Here is a 17,289-nt window from a genome sequence, read left to right as displayed (position 1 = left end):
GATGCGGTGACGAATCGTGCTCATTGAAACCCTAAATTGACATGGCAGATTAGGCGTATGTGGCAGTGCTCAAATAACCGATTGATGCTTGCAGCCCTGCTTCTGGGTGCCAGTACGCTGGTGCTGGCTGAGGCGGACGTGGACGCTGACAAAAACCATCCGCATCCGGCGGCGGCGCTGACTGGTCAAAATGGGGCCAGTGCGTTGGCGAACAACCCGACGCGGGTGCTCGCCAGCCGCCCGCTGACCGATCTGAACGCGCTCATCGATCAAGTAGCGGATCGGCGCGTGCTGTGTATCGGCGAGCAACATGACCGCTATGCCGATCATCTTAATCAGACTGCGATCATTGAGGGGCTGCTGGCGCGTGGACGTTCGCTGGCGATTGGTCTGGAAATGTTCCAGCAACCGCATCAGGACGCGCTCGATGCCTATGTTTCCGGCGCGATTGATGAAGCCGAATTATTGCGCCGCACCGAGTATTTTGACCGCTGGCGCTTCGATTATCGGCTCTATCGCCCGATTTTGACGCTGGCGCGAGCGCAGCGGATTCCGCTGATTGCGCTTAATCTCGAATCCGAACTCACACGTCAAGTTGGTGATGGCGGTATCGCCAGCTTGAGCGACGCCAACCGTGCGCGTCTGCCCGCCATCGAACGCACCGACGCGGCTTATCGGGCGCGACTGGAGGCGATTTTCAAACAGCATCCGCCTGAGCAACAGCACCAGTTTGAACACTTTTTGGAAGTGCAACTGCTCTGGGATGAGGGCATGGCTGACCGCGCCGCCCGCTATTTGCGCGAACACCCGCAGACGACGCTGGTCATCCTCGCCGGTAGCGGACATATCGAGTACGGTCAAGGCATCCCCAAGCGGCTGGCGCGGCGGCTACCGCTGGCGATGGCGACCATCCTCAACGGTCAGGGTCGGACACCCGAACACGAAATGGCTGATTTTTTCCTCTATTCGGAGCCGGTTGCGCTGCCCGAATCCGGCAAACTCGGCGTATTGCTCGGCCAACCCGCGCCCGAAGGCGGCGTACTGATTGAAGGTTTTGCCGAACCCAGCGGCGCTCAGGCCGCTGGACTAACCATCGGGGATCGGATCGTGCGCGTCGCCGAGCAGCCGATCACCCGCTATGCCGATATGCGTTTAGTGTTGCTCGACGCCACGCCGGGCCAGCGCGTGCGCGTCGAGGCGGTGCGGTCACGGATGCTCGGCGGTGATGAAACCTTGACAGTTGAAGTGGAATTGCACTGATGCGCACGCCCGAACTCCTCGCTCCGGCCGGTACCCTGCGCAATTTACGCTATGCGCTTGCCTATGGTGCCGATGCGGTGTATGCCGGTCTGCCGCGCTATAGTTTGCGCGTGCGTAATAATGACTTTGATTTAGCCAATTTAGCGACCGGTATTGCTGAAACCCATCGTTTGGGCAAGCGCCTATATTTAGCGGCGAATCTCATGCCGCACGGAGCCAAGCTCAAAACCTTTATCGACGATATGCAGCCAATTGTCGAATTAGCGCCAGATGGCTTAATTATGGCCGATCCTGGGTTAATTCTGCTGGCGCGTGAACGTTGGCCGGATTTACCGATTCATCTATCCGTTCAAGCAAATACCGTCAATGCTGCTGCGGTGCGCTTTTGGCAGCAACAGGGACTACAACGTGTGATTCTTTCGCGTGAATTATCACTGGCCGCCATTGCGGAGATTCGTGATGCCTGCCCCGAAATGGAATTAGAAGTTTTTGTTCATGGGGCGCTCTGTATTGCATATTCAGGCCGCTGCTTGTTATCTGGATATTTTAATCATCGTGACGCCAATCAAGGGGCGTGTACCAATGCCTGTCGTTGGGAATATCGACTCGCAGAGATCACCGATAGTCCAGCGATCACGCCGCGTCATCCAGACGCCGAAGCAGTTTATTGGTTAGAAGAATCCCAGCGTCCTGGCGAATATATGCCGATGTTTGAAGATGAGCATGGCACCTATATTCTGAATTCACGCGATTTATGCGCGATTGAGCATGTTGCACGCTTAGTAGCAATGGGCATAGATTGCCTGAAAATCGAAGGACGCACCAAATCGCATTATTATGTTGCACGCGCTACCCAAGCCTATCGCGCCGCGATTGACGACGCCTTAGCCGGCCGACCATTCCGATCTGAATTAAAACGCGATTTAGAAGGATTAGCGAATCGCGGCTATACCGAAGGGTTTTATCGGCGTCACGCACCACAGGAAACGCAGAATTATCGTGATGGGGTATCGCGTCATCAGCGTCAAATCTTTGTCGGTGATGTGCGTGATGCCGAAACCGGATGGATTGAAGTCACAGTCAAAAACCGCTTCGCCGTCGGTGATACGCTGGAATTGCTGACACCGCAGGGTAATCAGCGTTTTCAATTAGAACAGTTGCATCATTTAAACGGCGAGCCATTAGCCGTTGCACCCGGTTCGGGCTGGCAGGTGCGGATTCCTATGCCGAATGCGGTGGGTGATTATGCGCTCTTGACACGCGAATATACGCCCCTGCCTACTGAATCCAATCAATCAAATTCATCAACGGATCTTCACCCGTCTCCGGCCCAATAACGCGCCCGCGTACACTTTGCCCAGCTTGCACGACAGAATTAGGATCGCCGGTAATCAGCGGATGCCAACGCGGCAGCGGTCGGCCTTCCGCTAATCGCCGATAGGCACAGGTTTCCGGCAACCATTTCGGCCAAGCTAAGACCTGCGGCACAATGGTGACGCAATCAGGCATCAATTGTGAGCGTTCAGCATAATGCCGACAGCGGCAGGTTTTTAAATCGAGCAAAGCACAGGCAACCCGCGAATAAACAATTTTTCCGGTTTCTTCATCCTCGAATTTTTCCAGACAGCATTTTCCGCAACCATCACATAAGGTTTCCCACTGTTCGGCGCTTAATTCAGTTAAAGGGATTATTTCCCAGAACGGTAAGGCTACATCAGTCATCGTGAATCATTCCGCATCTTGAATAACGAAATAGGTTTTGAAAATTCGCTCGCAATTCGCTGAGTGCCGCTTCGCTTCGGCGACAGAACGTGCTGATCACACCGCTACACGTCACGCGCACACCGATTGCACCGCCCAGAATGCCGTCGAATGGGTTAAGATCGGCGCTGTTGTTACACCCGAATGCTTCAACTATTTGCCGAGAGTTTTACACGTCATGCCTTCTTTCGATGTCGTCTCCGAGATCGATCTGCAAGAGGTGCGCAACGCGGTCGATCAGTCTAACCGCGAGATCGGCACCCGCTTTGATTTCAAGGGCGTCAACGCGAGTTTTGAACTGCGCGACGACCTGATTCTGCTCACCGGCGAGCAAGAATTTCACCTCCAGCAGATGATGGATATCCTACGCCAGAAGCTGGTCAAACGCGGAATTGACCTCGCCAGCCTTGATCCGGCTGACCCGGTGACCAATTTGAGTAGCGCCCGTCAGGAGGTCAAGCTCAAACAGGGCGTCGATAGCGACACCGCCAAAACATTGGTCAAGGCGATCAAGGCGAGCAAAATTAAAGTGCAGGCGCAAATTCAGGGCGATCAACTGCGCGTTACTGGCAAAAAGCGTGATGATTTACAAGAAATCATTGCTTTATTGCGCGGTAGTGACTGGGGATTGCCATTACAGTTTAACAATTTCCGCGATTAGGGTTTGAATCTACTATGAAGCGAGTTAATCACCGCCTGCTGACCGCGACCGCGCTATTATTAGTCAGTGGTCTGACAGTTGCTGGGCCAGAAGATACGATTCGCGCTGCGCTAAAAGACATCGCGCCCGAATTAAAGATCACCCAGATTCAGCCTGCGCCAATTAAAGGACTCTATGAAGTCATGGCCGGGTCAGAGTTAATGTATGTCACGGCTGATGGCCGTCATTTTATCAGCGGGCATATTGTCGATTTAAAAACCCGCGAAGATTTAACCGAACCGCGTATGGCTGAAGCACGGAAGCAACTCATTGATGCGGTCGGTGAAGAGGCTATGGTGATATTTGGTAAGCAACAGGCCAAGCATACGATTACCGTATTTACTGATATTGAATGTGGCTATTGTCGCAAATTACATAGCCAACTCGCTGAATATGAACAGGAAGGCATTCGCGTGCGTTATCTGTTTTACCCGCGTGCTGGTCAGGGTAGCCCGGCGTTTAATGAAGCGGTATCCGTGTGGTGTGCTGGCGATGCCGCTGCGCGGCGTTCGGCCATGACGCAAGCTAAAGCGGGTAAACAGATCGCATCTAAGACCTGTGATAATCCGATTGACGAACACATGGCGCTTGCTGAAGAGCTGGGACTGCGCGGCACGCCGGCGATTATCACCGATCAGGGCGAAATGATCCCCGGCTATGTCGAACCCAAACGCTTGGCGGCCCGCCTCAATGGCGACAGCGGCAGTTGACTGCCCGAATCTTTCCGGAATCTTTCAAGGAGGTCGTGATGGCAGCATCCACGCCCATCAGTGCCTTTGCTCTGGAATTGGCGTGGCGCACCGATCAAGGTCGCGTGCGTCAACGCAACGAGGATGCGGTAGCCGTGCATCCCGAACTCGGATTGGTGATTGTTGCCGATGGGGTGGGCGGCGCGACGGCGGGCAATATCGCCAGTCAACTGGCCGCCACGACTATCGGCGAGCGGTTCCAGCGTCGTCCGAGCGCCAGTCCTACAGCCGAAAAAGCGCGTCAATATTTACACGCATCGGTTGAAGAAGCGAATATCACTCTGCTGCTTCATGCGAAAGATCACACTGAATGCGCGGGCATGGGCACGACAGTGGTCGTCGGCGCGGTGGGTTGGGACTGGCTGGCGTTCGCGCATGTCGGCGATTCGCGGTTATATCGGCTGCGCGGCACGGAATTTAGCCAGCTTTCCCGCGATCATTCCTTTATTCAGGAAGTTATCGATCAAGGCTTTTTTAATTCGCGTGAAGATGCGCGGCGCTATGGTATTGGCGACAATATTTTAACCCGCGCCCTCGGCTCAGTGCCAAATGTCGAAGTGGCGTCAAATGTCATTGCCCTAGAAAGCGGTGATTTATTTTTATTCTGCACCGATGGTTTAACCGGATTGGTTCCGGATGAACTGTTAATGCAGTTGCTTAGTTCCATCGATCATGCTGATGCGCTCGAATCCGCTGCCGATGCGTTGGTGCAATTAGCCAATGAACGCGGCGGAAATGACAATATCACGCTCGCGCTCTTGCGTATTGGTGCGCGAGTCGCAACGGCTACGGCCTGTGATTAAGTTGGGTGCGCAAATAATAGGCGATGGCTTCGACCTGAAAACGCGGCATGTGCGTAAAAAATGGCATCTGCGTATTGGGCGGGCGCTGATGGCCCTGAATGATCGTCGTAAAGGCCGATAGCTCAAGCTGGGCATAGTTTGCTGCGGAAGGCACGCCTTTGAGAAAATTCCCGCGTCCGCGATCACGATGACAGGTCGCGCAATGCCAGTCATAGAGTTTTTGGCCTGAGGTAAGCGCCGGATAATCGCTGACCGCTTGGGGTTCGGGTTCACAGGCACTCAACAACCCAGTCAGGCTAATCATCAGCCAATCGCGTCTGTGCAGTCTCATAAAATACCCTCGGCATGTTTGAACGCTCGACTATCCTGTTTATTGTGCTTGGCGGCTTTTTTGTTGCCAATGCCCTCATCGCCGAATTATTCGGGGTCAAGATTTTTGCCCTTGAAACAACGCTCGGCATGATGCCATTAAATTGGCAGGTATTCGGTCAATCCGGTTCGTTGAGTTTTACCGCTGGCGTGTTGTTGTGGCCGGTGGTGTTTGTAATGACCGATATTCTGAATGAATATTATGGTCGGCGTAGCATTCAATTGCTTTCTTATCTAACCGTTGGTCTGATTCTGTACGCATTCGCGTTTGCCTATCTGTCAATTCATCTCGCGCCAGCCGATTGGTGGGTTGGCATTCAAGCCGAACAGGGCGTTCCTGATATGCAGGCGGCTTTTAGCGCCATCTTTGGTCAGGGGATGTGGATTATTATCGGCTCGGTGCTGGCATTTTTAATTGGCCAGATGATTGATGTGAGCCTGTTTCAGCGTATCCGCCGCTGGACTGGTGAGCGTTTGATTTGGGCGCGGGCGACTGGCTCAACGCTGGTATCGCAATGTATCGACAGCTTTGTGGTGCTGTATATCGCGTTTGTGCTTGGGCCGCAGCAGTGGTCGCTAGAATTATTTTTGGCAGTCGGTACGGTCAATTATGGCTATAAATTGATCGTGGCTATTGCCTTAACACCACTGCTATATGTGGGACGGGCGCTGATTGATCGCTATTTGGGTGCTGAATCGGCCGCACAGCTCCGCGCTCGTGCTGCTGCACTGTGATCGCGGTCGCAGATTGATGGTACATGCGTTGCAAATGGGTCGTTTTGCCCGCCATGGTGCAGGAATTGGACTACACTCACTTTAAAACGCAGGCTTAAATGGAGAATTGCACATGGTTACCGGTATTTTCGCGCATACAGCATGGGTTAGCATGAACCGTCATTTAGATGCGATGAACGTCAATGCGGCTGAAATAGCCAGCGCCCGTCAATTTGAAGGCACCAGCGAACGCGATATTAGTCAGCCGCTGCTTGAACAGACGCAAAATTTGCGTCATGTCCAAGCCTCGGCCAAGGTCATTCAGGCCGATCACGATCTGTCAAATTACATCCTTGATGTATTAGCCTGAGCGACAATCTGCGCATAATACTGCGCCAAGCGTTCGGCCAGCACCGGCGCTGACCACTCCCGCGCATGGGCCACAGCGTCGGCGGCCAAACGCTGACGCAAGGTCGCATCGGTGAGCAAACGCACGGCTTTGCAGGCAAAATCGGCTTCATCTTCTTCGGCAATCAGTGCGCCCTGACCATCGCCGAGCACTTCTTTAGTGCCCATCACCGCCGTTGACACTACGGGCACGCCGAGTGCCATCGCTTCAAGCAATACTAAGCCCTGCGTTTCCGTGCGCGACGCGAATACAAATGCCTGACCAGCGCAATAGCAATCTTCTAAACTCCCATCGCGATTTAAATAACCCAGAAACAAGGTGTGATTGGTTAGCCCTAACTGTTCTGCCAAGCGCGTCAATTCCTGTTGTGCTGGCCCTTCACCGGCAACCACGAGTAAAACATTCGGCACTTCGGCTTTAATGCGCACCAGTGCTTTGAGAATAAATGCAATATTTTTCTCAAACGCCAAACGACTCACTAAAACTAAGACTGGACGCTCTGGAGCAATACCATAGCGCGTGCGAAAGCGGTACCCATCACCTTGACTAAACTGTTTTAAATCAATCCCAGTTGGAATGACTTCGGCGGGGGTGTTGATGCCATACTCACGCAATACAGCGAGCATCGCTTGTGAGGGCACAACCAGTCCGGCAACGCCGTTACATTGCGCCGTTGAGAAATGCCGCGCTGCGTGACGCATCCAGCTTGCTGGCACCCAGGGCACATAATGATAGAGATAGTGCTCAAAAAAAGTGTGATAGCTTTCAATCACTGGAACGCCAAGGCGTTTTGCCAGCGCCAGCCCGGAATAATGCGCAATGAAAGGCGTTTGAATATGCACCAAATCGAATTGACGCGCCCGCAGGGTTTCGGTGAGCCGCCGAATTTTAAATGGCTGCAAAATACGATCTTCTGGATCAATCGGCAAATAACGCGAGGGAATGCGAATGATCTCAAACGCTTCATTCGTCCCGGCATCATAATCGCGTGCGCCATAATCGGGCACCATCACGGTCACGCTGTGACCGAGTGCGCCGAGTTCGCGGGCAAAGGTCTGAATCGAAGTCGAAACGCCGGTGACGCGAGGAAAATACACATCCGAAATCATTAAAACGCGCATGGATCGCATAGATCAGTGTCCCGAAACCGAAAATTTGCCGATCATACCGGATACGGTCGCTTTGCATCCGCTCGATTTGCGCCCGCCTAGCACCCGCTCGCTGGCGCTCAGTCGGGCGTTTACATGCTGCGCGTGCTGTCACGCAATCGTCATCTTGCCTTCATACAATCGGAACCCAGTGTAACGACAATACCGCTCTGTGCGATTTCGTCCACTCCATAGAGATGCTTAACGTGATGAATAAAACCCTGATCGCGGCGGCTGTTACCCTGGCTGTCACTACGCTTTCGACTCAAGCAATGGCCCGTGATTCCATCCATATCGTCGGCTCCTCGACTGTGTTCCCGTTCTCGACCGCTGTCGCCGAGACCTTTGGACGGAGCGGGAATTTTAAAACACCAAAAGTTGAATCCACTGGCACCGGCGGCGGCATGAAGCTGTTTTGCGGTGGCGTCGGGGTCGATCATCCTGACATCACTAACGCATCGCGGGCGATGAAAGCGAGCGAATTTGATGCCTGTCAAGAAGCGGGTGTGAAAGACATCACCGAAGTCAAGATCGGCTTTGACGGCATTGCTATTGCTAATTCCAAGTCCACAGCACAGCTCGATTTAACGCTTAAAGACCTCTATTTGGCGCTGGCGAAAGATATTCCAGACGGCAAAGGCGGTTTTGAGCCGAATCCGTACAAAACTTGGAAAGAGGTTAATGCTGAATTACCAGATGCCAAGATCGAAGTATTAGGCCCGCCGCCCACCTCCGGTACCCGTGATGCCTTTGTTGAATTAGCAATGGAAGGCGGCTGCAATAGCATCCCCGAAATCAAAGCACTGAAAAAGACCGAAGAGAAAAAGCACAAGGCCGTGTGTCACGGGGTGCGCGAAGATGGTGCCTATGTGGAAGCCGGTGAGAACGATAACCTCATCGTGCAGAAGCTGACGGCGAATCCGAATGCCCTCGGCATCTTCGGCTATAGCTTCCTCGATCAAAATACCGACAAGGTGCAGGGCGCGAAGATCGACGGCGTTGCGCCGACCTATGACAGCATCTCCGATGGCTCCTATCCGGTATCGCGTTCGATCTATTTCTATGTCAAGAACGCCCATGTTGGCACGATTCCGGGCATCGAAGAATTTGTCAAAGAATTCACCAGCGACAAAGCTTGGGGGCCAGACGGCTATCTAGCTGACAAGGGTCTGATTGCTCTGCCGGACGATGATCGCGCTGCGGTTGCGCAATCGGCGCAGTCGCTCACCCCGATGGAGAAGCCCGCTCACTAAGGCGGGAACTGTGTTTCGGTACACACCAAACACCTCCTGTTAGTCGCCGATGCTCGATTCGCTCGGGCATCGGCGTGTATTTTCACCCCCCCCAGACGAGATTTCGATGTACTCCTGGATCCTCATGCTCGTCGTGCTCACGGTCATGGCCGGGGCCTATCATATCGGGCGGCGACGCGCCATTCAGAGCGCCGGTGGCCCGTCTCAAATCAAGCAGTTACATTCGCTGCCGACCTATTACGGACTCTATGCTGCACTCTGGGCCGGAATTCCGGCCTTATTGCTGATGGCGCTATGGACTGGTTTTCAGGATCAGATCATCATCAGTTTAGTTACAACGCATCTGCCACCCGAATTAATCAATGGCTTATCAGATGGACGCTTAGGGCTGCTGATTAACGATGTGCGCAATTTAGCGACCGGCAATATCGTTTCAACAGCAGTTACGCCTGACATTCAATCCGCCGCCGATCAATACATGCGTTTAAATACGCTGTCGCAGTGGTCGATGTGGGCGGTAGTATTAGCGGTCGCGGTCGCGGGTTTAGCCTATGCTTGGCTGCGCACCCAACCGCAATTACGGGCACGTAATCGCGTTGAAGCGACCTTTACCGTTATTCTGATTATTTTCTCTTCGATTGCGATTTTAACCACACTGGGCATTGTGCTCTCAGTGCTGTTTGAATCGCTGCTCTTTTTTCAGAAAATCTCGCCGCTGGAATTTTTCTTCGGCATCAATTGGAGTCCACAAATTGCGCTGCGAGCCGATCAAGTCGGCGCATCCGGTGCATTCGGAGCCATTCCGCTTTTTACCGGAACCCTAATGGTGTCGCTGATTTCAATGCTGGTCGCGGTGCCGATTGGCTTACTCTCAGCGATTTATCTGTCTGAATACGCGCATCGCAAAGTACGCGCTATTGCAAAACCCGCATTGGAAATTCTCGCCGGTATTCCAACGGTGGTTTACGGCTTTTTTGCCGCGCTCACCGTCGCACCGATTATTCGTGAACTGGGTATGAGTTTTGGGCTAGATGTTGCCTCAGAAAGCGCCCTAGCTGCGGGATTAGTGATGGGCGTGATGATTATTCCGTTTGTCTCATCGCTTTCGGATGATGTGATTAACGCGGTGCCACAATCATTACGCGACGGCTCCTATGCGCTGGGTGCAACTCAATCGGAAACGATTCGCCGCGTGGTGATTCCAGCGGCGCTGCCGGGGATTGTCGGCGGTATTCTGCTGGCGGTCTCGCGGGCAATTGGTGAAACCATGATTGTGGTGATGGCCGCTGGATTGGCGGCGAATCTGACCGCGAATCCGCTCGACAGTGTGACCACAGTTACGGTACAGATTGTGACTCTGCTCACTGGCGACCAAGAATTTGACAGCGCCAAAACACTTGCCGCTTTCGCACTCGGCTTGACGCTATTCTTGGTCACGCTGACACTTAACGTGATTGCGCTGTCGATTGTGCGCAAGTATCGAGAGCAATATGAATAATCCAGCTACTAACACGACATCGCGTCGTGCTATTGATATTGTCAACGCCTCACTAAAACGGCGTTATGCCCGTGAACGGCGCTTCCGCTGGCTTGGCGCGACCGCAGTTACGCTGGGCATGGTGTTTGTCATCCTGTTATTTGCCGACATCATTCTTAAGGGTTACACGGCATTTCAGCAGACCTATATTCAATTGCCGGTTGAATTAGCTGCTGCGACCATTGATCCAGACGGTAATCGCGATCCGGCAACGCTGGCCAGTGCGGATTATATGAAGCTGATCCGCGAAGCATTGCGCGAGCAGTTCCCCGAAGTCACTGACCGCCGCGACCGCCGCTTGCTCACGTCGATGATTAGCGTTGGCGCACCGGATTTATTGCGCGAACGGGTAATGGCTGATCCGAGCCTAATCGGCACCACGCAAGAGCTGTGGATTCTGGCCGATGATGATATTGACATGCTCGTCAAGGGTTATATTGATCGCAACGCGCCTGAATCGGATCGGCGCGTCGGCGATCAAATGATTAGCTGGATTGACAAGCTTGATGCTGAAGGGCGCATTGCCAAGCGATTTAATACGATCTTCTTTACGCATGGCACTTCGCGTGAACCAGAATTGGCTGGTATCGCCGGGGCGCTGATGGGATCGTTCTATACGCTGATTTTGACGTTCCTCTTATCGTTCCCAATTGGCGTCGGTGCGGCGCTCTATTTAGAAGAGTTCGCGCCAAAAAATCGCTGGACGGATTTAATCGAAGTCAATGTCAATAATCTCGCGGCCGTGCCGTCGATTGTTTTCGGTCTGCTCGGTTTAGCGGTATTTATTGGCTTTTTTGGCGTGCCCCGCTCAACACCATTAGTTGCGGCGCTGGTGATGACGCTGATGACGCTGCCGACGATTATTATTGCCAGCCGCGTGGCGCTGAAATCGGTGCCGCCGTCGATTCGTGAAGCGGCACTCGGCGTCGGGGCCTCGCCGCTACAAACCCAGTTCCATCACGTGCTACCGCTGGCTTTGCCCGGCATCCTCACCGGCTCAATCATCGGCATGGCGCGGGCGCTCGGCGAAACTGCGCCGCTGCTGATGATTGGCATGATCGCCTTCATCGTCGATGTGCCCAAAGGCTTCACCGATGCGGCGACCGTGTTGCCGGTGCAGATTTTTCTGTGGGCTGACAGTCCCGAGCGCGGATTTGTCGAGCGCACCTCAGCGGCCATTATCGTGCTGCTGGCCTTCCTCTTCGTGATGAATCTGGCCGCTGTGCTGCTGCGCCGCCGGTTCGAGCGACGCTGGTAGGGCCGAATATCCATCATCTCGCCCCACGTGCTGGCGTTTTACAGCGCCCGACGCGGGGCGAGCGCGAGGTAACATTATGAATACCCTGGTTGAAACAATGGACAAGACGACGACAGGTGCCATTAGCTCCGCCGATCTAGCAAAAGACCGGCCATCCAGCGCCACTGTTGGCGATGTCACGGTCGCCGATCCGCGCATGACCTGCCGCAGTGTTGATGTGTGGTATGGCGCAAAACAAGCGATTAAAGGCGTGAGCCTAGATATTGGCAAAAACGAAGTGTTATCGATGATCGGCCCCTCGGGATGCGGTAAATCGACCTTTTTGCGCTGCCTCAATCGCATGAATGACACCATTGATGGCTGTCGCGTCACCGGCTCAATTAAGCTCGACGAGCAAGATATTTATGATAAATCGCTCGATCCGGTGCCACTGCGGGCGCAAGTCGGCATGGTATTTCAAAAGCCTAATCCATTTCCGAAGTCAATTTATGAAAATGTCGCTTATGGGCCGCGTATTCACGGTTTGACCAATAATAAAGCTGAACTCGATGAACTGGTTGAAACCAGTTTGCGCAAAGCTGGATTATGGAATGAGGTGAAAGATCGGCTCGATCAGCCTGGCACGGGATTATCTGGCGGTCAACAACAGCGCCTGTGTATTGCCCGCACAATTGCAGTGTCACCTGAAGTGATTTTAATGGATGAACCCTGCTCGGCACTCGATCCAATTGCTACAGCGATTATTGAAGAGTTGATCGACGAATTACGGGCGAATTATTCCATCGCGATTGTGACGCACTCGATGCAGCAAGCAGCGCGGGTATCACAGCGCACCGCCTATTTCCATCTCGGTGATTTGATTGAAGTCGGCGAGACCAATCAAATTTTTACCAATCCTCAGCATAAGCTGACTGAGGATTATATTACTGGGCGCTTCGGTTAAAACGCAGGTGGAATGCGAATGGAATCCAGCACGAGCGATACCACCCTTGCCAAGCCAACGGTGGATCTGACGGGCGGCCACACCGTGCGCCGCTACGATCAAGAATTAGCCAAACTGCGATCAATTATTTTGCAGATGGGCGAGCGCGTCATCGATCAAACGCAAGCGGCAGTCGCAGCCTTGATTGAAGAGGATGAATCACAAGCCTATCGCGTGCTCGACCGCGAACCGCTGGTCGATTATCTTTCGCTTGATGCCGATGAAGAGGTGTTTCGCGTTATTGCGCGTCGTCAACCGACCGCAGTGGATTTGCGCATTGTGTTGGCGCTCTCCAAAATTGCTGGTGAGGTTGAACGTGCTGGTGATAAAGCGGCGCGGATTGCACGTCAGGCACTGGAATTGCGCCAGCAAGAAACCGATGGCGTGCTGGTGACTGAAGCATTGCGCGAAGCATTTCAGGCACTCGACGATAAAGCCTGCTGTATGTTTGAGCGCAGTGTTCATGCCGTGACAACCTTTGACGTCACGCAGGCGCTGGCTATTTTTGAAAATGAACCGGCGCTGTATGCCGCAGCGCAGGCGCTCCGCGAGCAATTGAGCGCCTCGGGGAGTGATGGGCTGGTACCGCGTCAGGCTATTACGTTGTTTCATTGTGCGCAGGCGCTCAAGCATATCGGCTCGCACGCCTCGAATATTGCCGAGCAGGTGATTTATGTCGCGCTCGGTCAAGATGTCCGCTATCGCAATCGTGAGATTTTGATTGAAACACTGCGGCATCATGGGTATTGATGTCTGAATTTTAATAATTTAGAGTTAATAATTAGACAGGATTAACAGGATTTTCAAGATTGACAGGATTTTTAGTTTAATTTTAATCCTGTTTATTCCTGAAAATCCTGAAAATCCTGTCTCAGTTATTATTACTCTTCACAAGATATGATCTTTGAATAGTACGACAGCAAAATTTGGCAAACCCCTTGCATACTCCCCCATCACTCTCCTCGCTGTCGTAGAAGTAACACAGATGTCTGCCAGTCTTGAAACGCTCGCCGCCGGTTTAATCAGCGGCGATCTCGTGCCCTGTCTCGGGCCAGGTGCTCTCAAGGGTGCTGTCGATCCGACAACCGGCGCACCGATCCCCGCCGACAGTGACAGCCTGATTTTGGCCATGAACAATGGTCAGCCGATGTCACCGCGCCTGATGTGGGAATTTTCACGCGCCGCGATGAATGTCGAACTCAAGCGCGGACGCGGCGCGGTGCATCGGTTTCTCCATACCACCTACGCCGAGCGCACTTGGACACGCTCGCCGCTGCATGATTGGCTGGCGCAGATTCAGCCGCCTTATCTCATTGATCTGAATCGCGATTTACAGCTTCAGGACAGCTACGCCACCCGTCCGCATACGCTGATTCGCGGCATTGCTCGCACCGGCGGCACCGATTATCGCTTTCGCATTCATGCCCATGATGGCGAACGCTATACCGAAGTCGAGCAGACGGCGGTTGATCCTACGCTGCCGATTCTTTTTAAACCGCTCGGCAGTCCACGCCCCGATGCGACCTATATCGCCTCAGATGCCGATTATGTTGACTATCTCACCGAATTGATGGGCGGCTTTGCCATTCCCAGTTTTGTGAAAACACGGCGTATCGGCAAACAATACGTTTGCCTCGGACTGCGCTTTGTGCGCGATACCGAGCGGATGTTATTTGCTGATCTCAGCTATGGGGCGGGGACGCCGACCGGCTGGGCGTTAATTCCCGAACCGACCGACAAAGAGCGGCGGTTTTGTGACAAACGCGGGCTGGAGATTTTAGAGGCCGATATTGCCGAGCTGCTCGCGGCCTGCGCCTAGCGCCAGCAACGCGACCGCCTGCCGCTGACAGTGTTGGGCGGTCTCGCGTTCGAGGGCTTTGAGCCAGCGCATCGGCAGCGCATCAAGTCCATAGAACGCGCCAGCAATCATGCCGAGAATCGCGCCGGTAGTATCGGCATCCCCGCCGCGATTGACGACATCAATCAGCGCCGCTTCAAAGCTGGTCGTGCTCAATAGCGCCTGAAACACGGCGCGGAGCGTCTCGACGATATAGCCGCCCGGATTGTCCTGACGCCGCCCATCAAAGGCAAAACGCGGTTCAGCGGCGACCAGTGCCGTAATACAGGCGTGTAAATCCTCACGCGAGCCGCCGCGCAGTCCGCAGTGCACCAGTTGCAGCACCGTGAGCGTGCCGCGATCTGAGAGAGCGTTGTGATGGGTGATGTGGGCTTGGAGCTGATTGGCGCGGTCAAGCTGATCTGTTGTCGCGCCAAGCATGTAGAGCGCAATCGGCAGACAGCGCATACAAGCGCCATTTCCGGCATCAAATTCATGCTCCGGCATCGCGGTCACGCCGGTGCGCCGGTAAAGACTCAGACCGCGCCGCACAGTGTGGCCGATGTCAACCGGCTTGCGGCGCATCCAGTCACTAAAGGCTTCGGCGATGGCACGGGCATCGAGTCCGCCGTGCGTGAGAATGGCATGACCCAGCGCCAAGCTCATCTCCGTATCATCGGTCACGCGACCTTTCGGCAGCCGCAACCAGCCGCCGCCAATCAGCGCCCGATGCACGCCGTAGTGTTCCTGAATCTCACGCGGGGTCATAAACTCGACCGTCGCGCCCAGGGCATCACCCAGCGCCAGCCCTAAATAGGCCGCAATCGCACGTTGCTCAATCTTCGGATCCAAAACAGTCGGCATAATCGACGCAAACCCCGCAGGATGGTGCGCGGCAAACAGCGAGGCCGTCTGCTTCGCACAACTGTTTATACAAAAAGCGTTTCCACTTCATATCATAGACATTGCGGGCGGCGAGTTCGGGAAAATTGCGCTGCATCAATGCGGTCAACTCGGCGCGATTCCACAATCCGAGATCATGCCAGAGATGATCGCTGGCCATGCAGCCGCTGGCGACGATCTGCGCCATCCAGGGCGCAGACGGCACGGACGGTGCGCGATAGGTCAATAATAATTCAAGCAATTCAGCGCGTTCATTCAGCCGATTCGCCAAAATCGGGCTGGCGCCATCGGCGGCACCCAGCACATCCGGTGAAATTCCGGGGAAATGCGCGGCCATCAGCCGTTTGAAATCGGCTTGATCCAAGCCAAGCCACGCCGGCAGCGCCCCGCCCCCAGCGGCGCGGGTGGCGATCATGCTGGCAAAGGCGCGATCATTGTCATCCCCAGCCGCACGAACCATCAGGCGGGCGAAGACATGATCGACTTCCCGAGTTAGGTCGCGGGCTAGGGTGGACATGCTCAATACTCCACGAGAATATCTTCGTCACGCACGATCATCTGACAGGCCAGCCGCCATTCACTTGGCATATCGTCGAGCATCAGTCGGTCGATGTCCTCCTGTGTCAGCTTGCCGAGTTGCCGTAACACGCTGATTTCCTTATCAGTCAGGTGATAGCCCATGCGCTGCTTGGCGTCCACACTGGTGACGCGCACGATGCAACTGCCGCATTCGCCATCCTGACAGTCGTGCTTGACTGGGATCTTATGCTCTTTGGCGATCTTCAGAATCGTCTCGGTGTGACTACCGGCCACAGCGTAGACGGTTTTGTCCTTGTACTCGGGATTGGAAAAGGTTACGAGGGCCACGGGGATTGTCTCCGTCGAATCGAAGCGAGGTGAAATCTGCTCAGGCCGGTTTGACGCGGCAGTCGCCCAAAATCTGGGCTTGGCAGGCAAGACGATCATGGCGGCTGGCCATGTTCTCGCGCAGCACCTTTTCTTCGAGCACTGAGGGTTCGGTGAGATTATTCCAGCCTTCCTCGACGTGCATCATGCAGGTGCCGCAATCGCCTTCGCGGCAGCCGTAGATAATGCCCGCGCCGATTTTTTCGGACACTTCGATGACACGGGTACCGGCGGGGACATTGACAGTTTGACCGATGTCAGTAAACGTAATTTTGGCTTTCGCCATGATGCTGGACTCCTTCGTTTGGATTGGGTGTGGATGGTTCGTCGTCAGCGATGGGGCGTTGAGAAACAGCGGGCGCGTACACAACCCCATCACGCGCTTCAGGCTTTAACGCGCCCGGATCTCGGCGCTGGCAGCGGCCAGACGCTCAGGTGGAATGCCGGTCAGCGACCCAGGTGGATTCAGCGGTACTCCGGCGCTGTCGAGAATGACGCCCTCAATCGGGCAGATGCTGGCGCATTGCGGATCAGCGTAGACGCCGTCGCATTCGGTACACAATTTTGCGTCGATGCGAAAATGCGGCGTGGCAGCAACAATGGCGGCACTCGGGCAGAGCGGTGCGCAAGCCCAGCAGTTGACGCAACCGGCGATGATTTGAAAAGCCATGAGCAGACGCTCCTGTGTGCTGTGTCTGAA

Annotated in this window: 21 protein-coding genes; 13 read left to right on the top strand and 8 right to left on the bottom strand. The window is 54.3% G+C overall.

Annotation, left to right across the window (positions count from 1 at the left end; genetic code table 11):
- The first annotated feature begins 84 nt into the window (after nucleotides 1–84).
- Both BLW10_RS01605 and trhP read left to right on the top strand, forming a co-directional pair.
- Nucleotides 85–1,260, top strand: a complete 1,176-nt coding sequence (locus BLW10_RS01605; RefSeq protein ID WP_177168958.1) for a ChaN family lipoprotein — start codon at nucleotides 85–87, stop codon at nucleotides 1,258–1,260.
- Nucleotides 1,260–2,597 carry a prephenate-dependent tRNA uridine(34) hydroxylase TrhP gene (gene trhP, locus BLW10_RS01600; protein WP_091331816.1) on the top strand — a complete coding sequence of 446 codons (1,338 nt, stop codon included), beginning with the start codon at nucleotides 1,260–1,262 and terminating at the stop codon, nucleotides 2,595–2,597. The genes BLW10_RS01605 and trhP overlap by 1 nt, the downstream gene beginning before the upstream one ends.
- On the opposite strand, the gene BLW10_RS01595 is transcribed toward trhP, so the two are convergent.
- Nucleotides 2,539–2,982 (bottom strand): YcgN family cysteine cluster protein, encoded by a 444-nt coding sequence (locus tag BLW10_RS01595; RefSeq protein ID WP_091331815.1) that lies wholly within the window; start codon nucleotides 2,980–2,982, stop codon nucleotides 2,539–2,541. The genes trhP and BLW10_RS01595 overlap by 59 nt on opposite strands.
- A 217-nt stretch (nucleotides 2,983–3,199) precedes the next feature.
- Here BLW10_RS01595 and BLW10_RS01590 point away from each other — a divergent pair, with 217 nt between their 5' ends.
- From BLW10_RS01590 to BLW10_RS01580, 3 genes are read left to right on the top strand one after another with little or no spacing between them, the layout of a single operon-like run.
- Complete coding sequence (locus tag BLW10_RS01590; protein WP_091331813.1) at nucleotides 3,200–3,682, top strand: YajQ family cyclic di-GMP-binding protein; 483 nt, start codon at nucleotides 3,200–3,202, stop codon at nucleotides 3,680–3,682.
- A gap of 14 nt (nucleotides 3,683–3,696) precedes the next feature.
- A complete protein-coding gene (locus BLW10_RS01585) occupies nucleotides 3,697–4,431 on the top strand; it encodes a DsbC family protein (RefSeq protein WP_091331812.1) in 735 nt (244 codons plus the stop codon).
- Nucleotides 4,432–4,469: 38 nt separating this feature from the next.
- Nucleotides 4,470–5,273 (top strand): PP2C family protein-serine/threonine phosphatase, encoded by an 804-nt coding sequence (locus BLW10_RS01580; RefSeq protein WP_091331810.1) that lies wholly within the window; start codon nucleotides 4,470–4,472, stop codon nucleotides 5,271–5,273.
- Here the strand turns inward: BLW10_RS01580 and BLW10_RS01575 are convergent.
- Complete coding sequence (locus BLW10_RS01575) at nucleotides 5,257–5,604, bottom strand: c-type cytochrome (RefSeq protein ID WP_091331808.1); 348 nt, start codon at nucleotides 5,602–5,604, stop codon at nucleotides 5,257–5,259. The two genes, BLW10_RS01580 and BLW10_RS01575, sit on opposite strands and share 17 nt — an antisense overlap.
- 14 nt (nucleotides 5,605–5,618) lie before the next feature.
- Here BLW10_RS01575 and BLW10_RS01570 point away from each other — a divergent pair, with 14 nt between their 5' ends.
- The gene (locus BLW10_RS01570; RefSeq protein ID WP_091331807.1) at nucleotides 5,619–6,377 is read left to right on the top strand and encodes a queuosine precursor transporter; all 759 of its coding nucleotides are present in this window, start codon (nucleotides 5,619–5,621) and stop codon (nucleotides 6,375–6,377) included.
- A gap of 112 nt (nucleotides 6,378–6,489) precedes the next feature.
- A complete protein-coding gene (locus tag BLW10_RS01565; RefSeq protein WP_091331805.1) occupies nucleotides 6,490–6,726 on the top strand; it encodes a hypothetical protein in 237 nt (78 codons plus the stop codon).
- On the opposite strand, the gene BLW10_RS01560 is transcribed toward BLW10_RS01565, so the two are convergent.
- Nucleotides 6,702–7,886 (bottom strand): glycosyltransferase, encoded by a 1,185-nt coding sequence (locus BLW10_RS01560; protein WP_091331803.1) that lies wholly within the window; start codon nucleotides 7,884–7,886, stop codon nucleotides 6,702–6,704. The genes BLW10_RS01565 and BLW10_RS01560 overlap by 25 nt on opposite strands.
- 236 nt (nucleotides 7,887–8,122) lie before the next feature.
- On the opposite strand from BLW10_RS01560, the gene BLW10_RS01555 reads away from it, so the two are divergent.
- From BLW10_RS01555 to BLW10_RS01530, 6 genes are all read left to right on the top strand, one after another.
- Nucleotides 8,123–9,166: a PstS family phosphate ABC transporter substrate-binding protein gene (locus tag BLW10_RS01555; RefSeq protein ID WP_091331802.1), complete on the top strand. Its 1,044-nt coding sequence runs from the start codon at nucleotides 8,123–8,125 to the stop codon at nucleotides 9,164–9,166.
- A 106-nt stretch (nucleotides 9,167–9,272) separates the two neighbouring features.
- The gene (gene pstC / locus BLW10_RS01550; protein WP_091331898.1) at nucleotides 9,273–10,664 is read left to right on the top strand and encodes a phosphate ABC transporter permease subunit PstC; all 1,392 of its coding nucleotides are present in this window, start codon (nucleotides 9,273–9,275) and stop codon (nucleotides 10,662–10,664) included.
- Nucleotides 10,657–11,961 carry a phosphate ABC transporter permease PstA gene (gene pstA / locus BLW10_RS01545; protein ID WP_091331800.1) on the top strand — a complete coding sequence of 435 codons (1,305 nt, stop codon included), beginning with the start codon at nucleotides 10,657–10,659 and terminating at the stop codon, nucleotides 11,959–11,961. Before pstC ends, pstA begins: the two co-directional genes overlap by 8 nt.
- A gap of 76 nt (nucleotides 11,962–12,037) precedes the next feature.
- Nucleotides 12,038–12,904: a phosphate ABC transporter ATP-binding protein PstB gene (pstB, locus tag BLW10_RS01540; protein WP_091331799.1), complete on the top strand. Its 867-nt coding sequence runs from the start codon at nucleotides 12,038–12,040 to the stop codon at nucleotides 12,902–12,904.
- A gap of 18 nt (nucleotides 12,905–12,922) precedes the next feature.
- Nucleotides 12,923–13,693, top strand: coding sequence for a phosphate signaling complex protein PhoU (gene phoU, locus BLW10_RS01535; protein WP_091331797.1), 771 nt, complete (start codon nucleotides 12,923–12,925; stop codon nucleotides 13,691–13,693).
- Between the two features lie 235 nt (nucleotides 13,694–13,928).
- Nucleotides 13,929–14,762: an SIR2 family protein gene (locus BLW10_RS01530; protein WP_091331796.1), complete on the top strand. Its 834-nt coding sequence runs from the start codon at nucleotides 13,929–13,931 to the stop codon at nucleotides 14,760–14,762.
- On the opposite strand, the gene draG is transcribed toward BLW10_RS01530, so the two are convergent.
- The 5 genes from draG to BLW10_RS01505 form a co-directional block, all read right to left on the bottom strand.
- A complete protein-coding gene (draG, locus tag BLW10_RS01525) occupies nucleotides 14,721–15,644 on the bottom strand; it encodes an ADP-ribosyl-[dinitrogen reductase] hydrolase (protein ID WP_091331794.1) in 924 nt (307 codons plus the stop codon). The genes BLW10_RS01530 and draG overlap by 42 nt on opposite strands.
- The gene (locus BLW10_RS01520; RefSeq protein WP_091331793.1) at nucleotides 15,616–16,200 is read right to left on the bottom strand and encodes a nitrogen fixation protein NifQ; all 585 of its coding nucleotides are present in this window, start codon (nucleotides 16,198–16,200) and stop codon (nucleotides 15,616–15,618) included. Before BLW10_RS01520 ends, draG begins: the two co-directional genes overlap by 29 nt.
- Before the next feature lie 2 nt (nucleotides 16,201–16,202).
- The gene (locus tag BLW10_RS01515) at nucleotides 16,203–16,550 is read right to left on the bottom strand and encodes a 2Fe-2S iron-sulfur cluster-binding protein (RefSeq protein ID WP_091331791.1); all 348 of its coding nucleotides are present in this window, start codon (nucleotides 16,548–16,550) and stop codon (nucleotides 16,203–16,205) included.
- A gap of 40 nt (nucleotides 16,551–16,590) precedes the next feature.
- Nucleotides 16,591–16,875, bottom strand: coding sequence for a 2Fe-2S iron-sulfur cluster-binding protein (locus BLW10_RS01510; protein ID WP_091331790.1), 285 nt, complete (start codon nucleotides 16,873–16,875; stop codon nucleotides 16,591–16,593).
- A 105-nt stretch (nucleotides 16,876–16,980) separates the two neighbouring features.
- Nucleotides 16,981–17,259, bottom strand: coding sequence for a 4Fe-4S dicluster domain-containing protein (locus tag BLW10_RS01505; protein ID WP_091331788.1), 279 nt, complete (start codon nucleotides 17,257–17,259; stop codon nucleotides 16,981–16,983).
- Nucleotides 17,260–17,289 lie beyond the last annotated feature (30 nt).

The organism is Allochromatium warmingii, from assembly GCF_900107145.1.
GTDB classification, from domain to species: domain Bacteria; phylum Pseudomonadota; class Gammaproteobacteria; order Chromatiales; family Chromatiaceae; genus Thermochromatium; species Thermochromatium warmingii.
Note: the sequence above shows the minus strand (reverse complement) of the source record. Positions and strands in the feature narration are given on the sequence as shown.